8 protein-coding genes, 1 pseudogene and 1 riboswitch are annotated in these 10,398 nt (G+C 70.5%); all 9 genes and pseudogenes read left to right on the top strand.

Features of this window, described 5'->3' with window-relative positions; genetic code table 11:
* The first annotated feature begins 543 nt into the window (after nt 1-543).
* Nucleotides 544-681, top strand: coding sequence for a 50S ribosomal protein L34 (gene rpmH, locus ACQP2P_RS45985; protein ID WP_033360019.1), 138 nt, complete (start codon nt 544-546; stop codon nt 679-681).
* A 47-nt stretch (nt 682-728) separates the two neighbouring features.
* Complete coding sequence (rnpA, locus tag ACQP2P_RS45980; RefSeq protein WP_433081880.1) at nt 729-1,124, top strand: ribonuclease P protein component; 396 nt, start codon at nt 729-731, stop codon at nt 1,122-1,124.
* Nucleotides 1,121-1,392, top strand: a pseudogene (gene yidD / locus ACQP2P_RS45975) (membrane protein insertion efficiency factor YidD). Before rnpA ends, yidD begins: the two are co-directional and overlap by 4 nt.
* Nucleotides 1,393-1,403: 11 nt before the next feature.
* A complete protein-coding gene (yidC, locus tag ACQP2P_RS45970) occupies nt 1,404-2,462 on the top strand; it encodes a membrane protein insertase YidC (protein ID WP_433619565.1) in 1,059 nt (352 codons plus the stop codon).
* Between the two features lie 112 nt (nt 2,463-2,574).
* Complete coding sequence (locus ACQP2P_RS45965; RefSeq protein ID WP_433081878.1) at nt 2,575-3,189, top strand: protein jag; 615 nt, start codon at nt 2,575-2,577, stop codon at nt 3,187-3,189.
* 154 nt (nt 3,190-3,343) lie between these two features.
* A riboswitch (ZMP/ZTP riboswitch) is annotated at nt 3,344-3,426 on the top strand.
* Between the two features lie 160 nt (nt 3,427-3,586).
* Nucleotides 3,587-4,390 carry a bifunctional 5,10-methylenetetrahydrofolate dehydrogenase/5,10-methenyltetrahydrofolate cyclohydrolase gene (locus tag ACQP2P_RS45960; protein ID WP_433612003.1) on the top strand — a complete coding sequence of 268 codons (804 nt, stop codon included), beginning with the start codon at nt 3,587-3,589 and terminating at the stop codon, nt 4,388-4,390.
* Nucleotides 4,391-6,324: 1,934 nt separating this feature from the next.
* Complete coding sequence (gene rsmG, locus ACQP2P_RS45955; protein WP_433612001.1) at nt 6,325-7,092, top strand: 16S rRNA (guanine(527)-N(7))-methyltransferase RsmG; 768 nt, start codon at nt 6,325-6,327, stop codon at nt 7,090-7,092.
* 511 nt (nt 7,093-7,603) lie between these two features.
* Nucleotides 7,604-8,989, top strand: coding sequence for an AAA family ATPase (locus ACQP2P_RS45950; protein WP_433611999.1), 1,386 nt, complete (start codon nt 7,604-7,606; stop codon nt 8,987-8,989).
* Entirely contained in the window at nt 8,986-10,026 is a 1,041-nt protein-coding gene (locus ACQP2P_RS45945; RefSeq protein ID WP_433611997.1) for a ParB/RepB/Spo0J family partition protein, read from the top strand. Before ACQP2P_RS45950 ends, ACQP2P_RS45945 begins: the two co-directional genes overlap by 4 nt.
* Nucleotides 10,027-10,398: the final 372 nt, after the last annotated feature.

Genomic DNA, 10,398 nt, shown 5'->3' with positions numbered 1-10,398 from the left:
CGTTCGCGCACCCCCATCATCATTCGCGGCCCCCACCGCGAGTGGACGGTGCCCGGTTCTTCCCGCCGTCCCGGGTCATCATTGTCCACAGGTTTTCCACAACCTGTGTATCAACGAGTCATGTCCCGTGGACGGATCGTCCTGATTCCCCCTCGTCCCGTGCTGACCGTGCGGTGATCAGCGCGTACGCAGAGGTCATGCAGGTCGGGCGCGTGTCTGCCCCCCTCGCAGAACGCCCGTCGAATCCCGGAAAGTCCAGTTGTGTCCCGTCGCCGGAGTCGCGGTGTCTACCGGCAACCGGGCACGTTAACAGCGTTGTCCACAACCACTCAACCTTTGTCCACAACGAGCCTGTGGATTTCGGCCTCTACCAGGCATTTCTTTGTTCACACCCCGGCTCGTCGCGTGATCGTTGACGGTCCGTGAGGCGGCGCGTACCCTGTTTCGGTTGGAGGACCGCTGCCTGGTAAACTCCAAAACACTGATCGACATCCCGTGGGCGCCTCCTCCGCGTCCCGCCAGTCACGAAGACGGAGCCCCGACGTGAGCAAGCGCACCTTCCAGCCGAACAACCGCCGGCGCGCGAAGACCCACGGTTTCCGGCTGCGCATGCGCACCCGTGCCGGCCGCGCGATCCTGTCTGCGCGCCGCGCCAAGGGGCGCGACCGCCTCTCGGCCTAGTTGTCAGTTCGAAGCCGTTTCTTCGACCGGGCCTTCCGGGAGGCAGCGTGCTGGCGGCCGCTCAGCGACTGCGGCGGCGGGAAGACTTCGCCGCCACCATTCGCAACGGCCGTCGCGCCGGCCGGGGGGCCGTGGTCGTGCATTTCCTGAACCCCGGGCCGTCGCGGCCCGGGGTTTCCGGCGTTTCGGATCCTTCTGACTTGTCGCCTTCGGCCGGGTTCGTGGTCTCCAAAGCGGTGGGCAACGCCGTCGTGCGCAACACGGTGAAGCGGCGGCTGCGGCACCTCGTGCGCCCGCGCCTCGCCGACCTGCCCGCCGGCTCCGTGATCGTGGTGCGCGCGCTGCCCGAGGCGGCGACCCGGCCCTACGACCTTCTGCAACAGGACCTGGACTCGGCGCTGGAGGCCGCGCGCCGACCGAAGAACCGAGGTGTCCGTCGATGAACGCCGGAGCCCGGATCGTGGCAGCTCCCATCGTCGCGTACCGTCGTTGGATAAGCCCGGCGTTGCCGGCGCGTTGTCGGTTCTACCCGTCGTGCAGCGCTTATGCCCTGGAGGCGGTCGGCACGCACGGCGCGGTGAAGGGAATCGGCCTCGCGATCTGGCGGCTGCTGCGCTGCCACCCATTCCACCCCGGTGGGTTCGACCCGGTGCCACCGCGCCGGGGACACTCGCCCGAGCCCGAGTCGACGTGACTGGAGCGGTGTCGTGATTAGCAAGCTGATGGCCGGGATCTACTGGCTGATCTCGAAGGTGATGCTGTTCTGGCACACCGTCTGGGATTCGATCCTGCCGGACCACCGGGTGCTGAGCACCAACTGGCAATGGGTCCTGGCGATCGTCTTCCTGGTGATCACCGTCCGGGTCGTGCTGTTCCCCATCTTCGTCAAGCAGATCAAGTCGCAGCGCGCGATGCAGGCGATCCAGCCGAAGATGAAGGAGCTGCAGGAGAAGCACAAGGGCGACCGGGAGACCCTCCAGAAGGAGGTCATGAAGCTCTACCAGGAAGAGAAGGTCAACCCGCTCATGGGCTGCCTTCCGATGTTCCTGCAGATCCCGGTCTTCATCGGCCTCCTGCACGTGCTGCGTCACCTCCGGCCGGGCATGTCCGACCACAGCATGGAGCTCTACGGCTGGACCAAGTCGGAGTTCCTCAGCGCCGTCGACGCCCGCCTCTTCGACGCCCCGATCGTCGCCAAGTTCAGCAGCAGCACCGCCGAGCTGCTGAAGATCGACGCGAGCTCGACCACGGTGAAGATCGTCGCCGCCATCCTGGTCGCGCTGATGATCACCACCACCTACCTGACGCAGCGTCAGATGATCAAGAAGACGGGCTGGAACACCGACCCGCAGCAGCGCATGATCCAGAAGTTCATGCTCTACGGCATCCCGTTCTTCACCCTGACGTCCGGCTGGTACTTCCCCATCGGCGTCATCATCTACTGGGTCACGAACAACGCCATCACGCTGGCCCAGCAGTACTGGGTGCTGCACAAGTACCCGCCGCCGGCGAGCGCGTCGACCAACAACGTGCCCTTCAAGAACGGCGCCAAGAAGGCCGCCGACACCAAGCAGCCGAGCGGGCTCGGCGCGCTGTTCGCCAAGGCCCGCGAGGACGCCGCGGCGCAGCAGCGGGCCAACGGCAAGGGCGCCGCGAAGGCGACCGGCGCCAAGGCCAACGGCACGGCCCCCGAGGCCACCGGGCCGTCCCGGGCTCCGAAGCCCGGCGCCAAGCCGATCAACCCGAAGAAGGGTGGCGCCGCGAAGCGGCAGTCGGGTTGATGCGACCCCGCTGGGCCACCCCTCAACGGGCCCAGCGCGGGGCGCTCCCTGCAAGCAACCCACCCCTCACCGACGACCTGTGACGGCGCCTCGGCGCCCCAAACAAGCGGAGATGAGTTTCGTGACCGACACCACCAGTGATCTCGGCGCCGAGGACTTGGACGAGCAGACGGCTGCCGCGTCCACCGAGTCCGAGCCCGAAGGCGACGAGGAGTCCTCGGCCTCGGCCAACGGCTCCGGCCGCTCGAGCGCGGACCTGTTCCGCGAGAGCGAGATCGCGGCCGATTACGTCGAGGGCCTGCTCGACATCCTCGACTACGACGGCGACATCGACGAGCTCGTCGTGAGCGGCCGGCCGGTCGTCGAGGTCGTCGAGGGCGGGGACGGCTCGGGCAAGCGGCTGCAGGCCCTCGTGGGCCAGCGGGGCGCGACCCTTGAGGCGCTGCAGGAGCTGAGCCGGCTGGCCGTGTTCCGGCAGACGGGTTCGCCGAGCCGGCTGCTGCTCGACGTGGGCGGCTACCGGGCGCTGCGGCGCAAGGAGCTCGGGGCGATCGCGAAGAACGCGGCCGAGAAGGTGAAGGAGTACGGCGAGGCCGTGCGGCTGGAGCCGATGAGCGCGTTCGAGCGCAAGTGCGTGCACGACGTGATCAACGCCCTGCCCGGGGTGGAGAGCGAGTCGGAGGGCGTGGAGCCGTCCCGCCGGATCGTGGTTCGCCCGACCGCTTGATTCTTGCTCTTCCTGGACCGCCCCGGCACGCGCCCGGGGCGGTTCTTTTTTGCCCTCAGGTTCTCGGGTTGATCTGCCCTTTGCGGCCTCGTGCTTGAGCCTCCTTCGTTCCGGCGCTCCCACTTGGCCGGTCCTGTTCCGGCGCGGGCATACTGGTTGGTGACGCGACTGGCGGCATCGAGGATGGGCAACCATCGGGAAGCCTCGTCGTGGGAGTCGACCGCCTGGGCTCTCACGCGTGACGAGGAGCCGTATGCCTAACTCACCCGCTTCCGCTTCCCATCTCTCCGATTCCACTTTCGCGGCGGCCCCTGGTTCTGCGGCCGGTTCTCCTGCGGCATCTGGCTCCGCTCGCCTCCTGCCGGGCGCGCCGGTGGCGGAGCGCATCCTGGCGGACGTGGCCACGCGTGTGGCGGCCCTCCGCGATCGAGGCATCACCCCGTCGTTGGCCACGATCCTGGTGGGCGACGACGACGCCAGTGCCGGCTACATCCGGATCAAGCAACGCCAGGCCGCCGAGCTCGGCTTCGACTCCCCGCACCGCCACCTCCCGGCGGACGCGACCCAGGCCGACCTCCACGCCGCGATCGACGACTTCAACGCCGCCCCGGACGTGCATGCCCTCCTGATCCAGTACCCGACGCCGAAGCACCTCGACTACGACGCCGCCCTCATGCGAGTCGACCCGGACAAGGACGTCGACGGGATGCACCCGCTGAACCTGGGTCGCCTGGCGGCCGGCATTCCCGGACCGCTCCCCTGCACCCCGGCGGGCATCGAGGCGCTGCTGGCCCACTACGAGATCCCCGTCAGCGGCCGCGAGGTAGTGATCCTCGGCCGCGGCGCGACGCTCGGCCGCCCCTTGGCGATGCTGCTGGCCCAGAAGCGACCCACGGCGAATGCGGCCGTGACCGTTGTGCACACCGGGGTGCCGGACTGGACCCGGTACACGCAGCGCGCCGACATCCTGGTCGCCGCCGCCGGCGTGCCGGGCATCATTCAGCCGGAGCACGTGAAGCCGGGCGCGGTCGTGGTCGGCGGCGGCGTGCGGTACGCCGGCCGCCGCCTCCTCCCGGACGTGGACGAGTCCTGCGAAACGGTCGCGGGCGCGATCACGCCGCGGGTGGGCGGCGTCGGCCCGACTACGGTGGCCATGCTTTTCCGCAACGCCATCGAGGCCGCGGAGCGCCGTTTCACGTGAAACGTGGTTCGGGCTCGTGGTGGTTCGGGCTCGTGGTGGTTCGGGCTCGTGGTGGTTCGGGCTCGTGGTGGTTCGGGCTCGTGGTGGTTCGGGCTCGTGGTGGTTCGGGCTCGTGGTGGTTCGGGCTCGTGGTGGTTCGGGCTCGTGGTGGTTCGGGCTCGTGGTGGTTCGGGCTCGTGGTGGTTCGGGCTCGTGGTGGTTCGGGCTCGTGGTGGTTCGGGCTCGTGGTGGTTCGGGCTCGTGGTGGTTCGGGCTCGTGGTGGTTCGGGCTCGTGGTGGTTCGGGCTCGTGGTGGTTCGGGCTCGTGGTGGTTCGGGCTCGTGGTGGTTCGGGCTCGTGGTGGTTCGGGCTCGTGGTGGTTCGGGCTCGTGGTGGTTCGGGCTCGTGGTGGTTCGGGCTCGTGGTGGTTCGGGCTCGTGGTGGTTCGGGCTCGTGGTGGTTCGGGCTCGTGGTGGTTCGGGCTCGTGGTGGTTCGGGCTCGTGGTGGTTCGGGCTCGTCGCGCTTTTTTCGGCCGCGTGCCGCGTGCCGCGTGCCGCGTGCCGCGTGCCGCGTGCCGCGTGCCGCGTGCCGCGTGCCGCGTGCCGCGTGCCGCGTGCCGCGTGCCGCGTGCCGCGTGCCGCGTGCCGCGTGCCGCGTGCCGCGTGCCGCGTGCCGCGTGCCGCGTGCCGCGTGCCGCGTGCCGCGTGCCGCGTGCCGCGTGCCGCGTGCCGCGTGCCGCGTGCCGCGTGCCGCGTGCCGCGTGCCGCGTGCCGCGTGCCGCGTGCCGCGTGCCGCGTGCCGCGTGCCGCGTGCCGCGTGCCGCGTGCCGCGTGCCGCGTGCCGCGTGCCGCGTGCCGCGTGCCGCGTGCCGCGTGCCGCGTGCCGCGTGCCGCGTGCCGCGTGCCGCGTGCCGCGTGCCGCGTGCCGCGTGCCGCGTGGTGTTGTCGAGGAGGTTCGGGGCCTGGCCGTCGAGGGCGACCGAGAACTCGGCCCGTGTGGGTGCCTCCTGGGGCTGGGTTCATCCAGTGGCTTTGCTCGGCGGGGCGGGGGACGCGCGGCCGAGGTTGGCTGGCCCGTCGATGAGGACCCGGCGTCTGCTTGTGAGCCGTGGCCGTTGCGCCGTCCGCCGCTTGCCCGCCGGGTCCGGTCGAGCTTGCCCACCGGCGTCCGGTGCGGAACGCCGCCGCGGCGAACCAGAGCCCCAGCCCCGGCGTCGGTGTGGTGGGCGACGACGATGCGCACCGCACGGGGTCGTTCTGCGGACGAGGGATGGAGCAGTCTCCCGTCTGCCATGCGGCTCTAGCATCAGTCGAGGCGAGCTGGCCGTCGGCCCGACCGGATCACACCGAGGTATCGACGCGTCGTCGTTCCTCACGGATGGCGCCAGGCAGGCTCACCCGGCCGACCGGCCTGGACCGCGAAGTGGTGACTCCCGGGGTCGGCCGGCTCTCCGTCGTCCGAACGCGACGGGGTGAGGGCGCCCGCCCCACGGACGGACTCGGCCCCAGCCGACTGCCGCTCCGTGCCTCGTCGATTGCTCAGTGGCCCGTACTACCTTCTCGAGCCCGATGCGTTCGCCCTTCAGCGCTGTCCAGGCCGTGCTTCTCGGGTCGCGTAGAACTTGCCCTCGGTGGTCGCCTGAACCAAGCCCACCGGTCTGCTGCGAGTCGCGCCTCCCGGTCCGTCCGGGCCGTCGGCCGCGTCGAGGGCTCGCGGTCCGAAATACCGCCGCTCGCCTTCCCCGCGTTCGAGCGCACCACTGACCACGTCCGACTCCGCGCCTACCCCAGCCCCGCCGTGCATCAGCCCCCTCTCCCGCACCACGGCCCCAATCGGCCCGCGCCACCCACCACCCGATGCGCACCGATCGCGCCGTCCACGTTTCACGTGAAACACGCCCAGCGGGGCTCCCCGCGTCCGGGGGTGGCGAGCGGTACGTGGTTTGCTTGACCCCATGGACGGTGCAGTGCCCAGCGAGATTCTCCCCGTGGCCGAGAAGGTCTTCGGCGATCGGCTCCCCGCCGCGATCCGCTTTGCGGAGTTGCTCGTAACGGATGGAGTTCTCCGCGGGCTCATCGGGCCGCGCGAAGCGCCACGCATCTGGGAGCGGCACCTTCTGAACTGTGCTGTGGTCGCGGACCTCATTCCGTCGGGTGCCTCCGTGGTCGACGTCGGGTCTGGAGCCGGTCTCCCCGGTATGGTGCTGGCAGTGGCTCGTCCCGACCTGTCCGTCACCCTGGTCGAGCCGCTCGCACGACGTACCGCATTCCTTTCCGAAGCGGTGACGGCCCTCGGCCTCGAGCGGACCACCGTGGTCCGTGCCCGGGCCGAGGAGTGCGTCGGCAAGCTTGCGCTCGCCGACGTCGTCACCGCCCGAGCCGTCGCTCCGCTCGACCGGCTCGCCGGCTGGTGTCTCCCCCTCACCGCCATCGGCGGCCACCTGCTCGCGATGAAGGGCGCCTCCGCGGCGGCCGAGGTCGCCGAGCACGCGGAGGCCCTGACGAAGCTCGGTGCCGGTACGGCCGCGGTGCGCACGTGCGGGGACGCCATCCTCGCCGAGCCCACCACCGTGGTCGACGTCGTGCGGGAGCGAGAAGGCGTGCGCGTCCGCAAGGCCGGGGCCGCGCGCGAGCGGGAAGCCGCGCGTACCCGAGACGCGGGAGACGCGCGGCAGCGGGAAGGCGCGCGTCCCCGGAAGTCCGGAGGGCGCCGCGGCCGATAGCCGGGGGCGTGTTCGCGACCCCCGGGCAACGGGGGAACGGGGACCACGCATGGCGGACGGCAGGGCGGTGGGCATCGGATGGCCGATGTCGCCGATACAGCGACTCGGCGGCCTGCTCCGGCGAGTTGACGGATTTCTGGTCTTTTGGCGGCCGAGTTGGGGTGAGAAGGCCAACGACGCGCCGGTGAGTCATAGCTCCGCCCGGCGAAGCGCCGTAGGCTGGCCCCGCGCCACTCTTCTGTCCGACGGAACGGCACCCGATGGGGCCGGCCTGGACGGAACGGGTCCGGACGGCGAGCGCCCCTCAGGGGCGGACGGCTCCGGAGCCGGTACCGCCGGGACGACCCCCAGGGCGGCGGACTCCGGCCCCCGGGCGGCCCCCGGCGAACCCTCCATCGATGCGACCGACGGACTCGACACCGTCGACCACGCGGCGGGAGTTCCCGAGGACCACGGGCCGGCGGACGAGGTGGCCGAGGGTGCACACCTTTCCGAGCGGGACGGGACTGACATGGTGCGCGATAGCGATGATGGTCCGGGCTACGGCGATGCAGACGGTCATGTTTCACGTGAAACGGGGATAGAGGGCTGGGGCGTACGCCCGACCGGCCGACCGGTGCCACAGCCCCGAGCAGAGTACGGCGACTCCTCCCGGCCGGTCGAGCCGGTGCGATTCGAGGCCCCCGGTTCGCCCTCCGCTACGCCGGCGCCGGTCTCGCCGACCGTTCCTCATGCGGTACCGCCGCGAAATCCCGTGTCCGCTCCGCCGCACGGCTCGCCGACTCGCTCGGACGCGGAGTCGACACGCGGGGGCACGGTGGATTTTCAGGTGGCGGCCCCGAACGACCGCGGCGCAACCGGTACCCTTTACGGCCGGGGAGTATCGCCAACAGTCGACGCTTCTCAGGCCGAGGTGCGGCCCGAACGACGGAACCCACCATCCCCCCGGCCTCACCCGTCCGTCGTCACCGCGGATACCGAGGGCGCCATGACTGACGCGTATGTTTCACGTGAAACCGAAGACCCCCCGCTCGCACAGGAGGCAAAGCGCGCCGTGGAGATTCTCAACCCGAGCGGGGAGATCACCATGCCCCGCCCACCACGGCGCCGCACGATGTGTGTGGCCAACCAGAAGGGCGGCGTCGGGAAGACCACCACCGCGGTGAACATCGCCGTAGCCCTCGCGCTCCACGGCAACCGCGTGCTGGTGATCGACCTCGACCCCCAGGGCAACGCCTCGACCGGACTCAACGTGCCCCACCACTCGGGCGTGCCGGACGTGTACGACTGCCTCATCGACGGCGCTCCGCTGGACGCGGTGACCCAGCAGGTCGAGGGGATCCCGAACCTATGGGCGGTACCGGCGACGATCGACCTCGCCGGAGCGGAGATCGAGCTCGTCTCGGTCGTCGCCCGCGAGTCGCGACTCAAGCGCGCGATCGAGGCCGGCGGCGACAACTACGACTACATCTTCATCGACTGCCCGCCCTCGCTCGGCCTCCTCACGGTCAACGCGCTCGTCGCGGCCGAGGAGGTCCTGATCCCGATCCAGTGCGAGTACTACGCGCTGGAGGGTGTGCAGGCGCTCACGAACAACATCGAGCTCGTCCGGTCGCACCTCAACCCGCACCTCGACATCACGACGGTGCTCCTGACGATGTACGACCGGCGCACGCGCCTGGCCGACCTCGTGGAGCAGGACGTGCGGAACCACTTCGGCGAGAAGTGCCTGAACGCGGTGATCCCCCGCAACGTGCGGGTATCGGAGGCGCCGAGCTACAGCCAGTCGGTCATGACGTACGACCCCGGCTCGCGGGGTGCGGTCAGCTATTTCGAAGCGGCGCAGGAAATCGCGCTGCGCGGCGCGCAAGGCGCGCAGGTGGGAGGGGTCGCATGAAGTCCAACCGACGTGGGGGTCTCGGGCGGGGGCTCGGCGCTCTCATCCCAACCGCCGCCGCGCCGGCCGAGGGCGCGACCGGCACGGCGACTGCGCTCGCCACTCCCCCGAACGTCACGAACGGCACCCCGGCGGAGACCCCGGCCCCGGCCCCGGCTCAGGCCTCGGCGGCCGACGCGCTCGCCCCGGTGCCGGGCGCGCGGTTCGCCGAGATCCCGGTCGGCGCCATCACGCCAAACCCGAAGCAGCCGCGGCAGGTGTTCGACGACGAGGCGATCGAGGAGCTGAAGACCTCGATCCAGGAGGTCGGCTTCCTCCAGCCCATCGTCGTGCGCGAGCTGCGCGAGGCGGAGGGTGAGAAGCAGTATGAGCTCGTCATGGGTGAGCGCCGCTGGCGCGCCGCCCAGGCGCTGGGCAAGGAGGCCATCCCGGCGATCGTCCGCGAGACGCGCGACGACGCGATGCTGCGGGACGCGCTCCTGGAGAACATCCACCGGGCGAACCTGAACCCGCTCGAAGAGGCGGCGGCGTACCAGCAGCTGCTCGAGGAGTTCGGCGCGACGCACGAGGAGCTCGCCAAGCGGATCGGCCGGAGCCGCCCGCAGATCTCGAACACGATCCGGCTCCTGAACCTGCCGGCCCCGGTCCAGCGCCGCGTCGCGGCGGGTGTCCTCTCGGCCGGGCACGCGCGGGCGCTGCTCGGTCTCGAGGACTCGGACGAGCAGGAGTCGCTGGCGACGCGGATCGTCGCGGAGGGTCTGTCGGTGCGCGCCACCGAGGAGCTCGTCCAGCTGGCGGTGTCGGAGAACGCGCCGAAGAAGTCGGCCCCGGCCCAGCGCCGCGCCAAGCCGCACGCGCCCGCACTGTCCGATCTGGCCGACCGTCTCTCGGACCGCTTCGACACGCGGGTGAAGGTCGACATCGGCCGCCGCAAGGGACGCATCACGATCGAGTTCGCGACGGTCGACGACCTGGAGCGGATCGTGGGCATCATCGGCGTGCCGGAGGAGCAGTCGGCGACCCAGCCCGAACAGTAGTAGCGAGCGGTAGCGCCTTCGGACAAACAGCAGCGCCTCCGCATAGAGCAGCAGCGCATCCGCACAGAGCGAGGGCCGATCCCGAACTAACCGGGGTCGGCCCTCGTGCCGTTTCAGAAATCCATGGCTCGGGTCCGCGCCACTATCTGACCGTTGCTCCCGCCAGACAAATGGGCGGGCCCGAGGGCCTTCGGCCGGAGGGGCCCGCCCAGCCAGGTCCGCGGTGGCAAAAACAGGTCGCCGACCCCGAGATGGGCCGAAAAGCGCCATTCCGAACCCCGGGAGCCGAAAAAGTCGGTGGGAGGAAATCTTGAGAGAACGGCTCTGAGCGAATCTTGTCCACAGGGGTTATCCACAGGCTCACCCGTTTCA

The sequence above is a fragment of the Dactylosporangium sp. CA-139114 genome (assembly GCF_050955725.1).
In the GTDB taxonomy this organism is placed as follows: Bacteria; Actinomycetota; Actinomycetes; order Mycobacteriales; family Micromonosporaceae; genus Dactylosporangium.
Note: the sequence above shows the minus strand (reverse complement) of the source record. Positions and strands in the feature narration are given on the sequence as shown.

Coding starts and splice junctions, on each gene's coding strand:
- yidC (WP_433619565.1), top strand. CDS start 1,404: ATGGCCGGGATCTACTGGCTGATCTCGAAGGTGATGCTGTTCTGGCAC.
- ACQP2P_RS45965 (WP_433081878.1), top strand. CDS start 2,575: ATGAGTTTCGTGACCGACACCACCAGTGATCTCGGCGCCGAGGACTTG.
- rsmG (WP_433612001.1), top strand. CDS start 6,325: ATGGACGGTGCAGTGCCCAGCGAGATTCTCCCCGTGGCCGAGAAGGTC.
- ACQP2P_RS45950 (WP_433611999.1), top strand. CDS start 7,604: ATGGTGCGCGATAGCGATGATGGTCCGGGCTACGGCGATGCAGACGGT.
- ACQP2P_RS45945 (WP_433611997.1), top strand. CDS start 8,986: ATGAAGTCCAACCGACGTGGGGGTCTCGGGCGGGGGCTCGGCGCTCTC.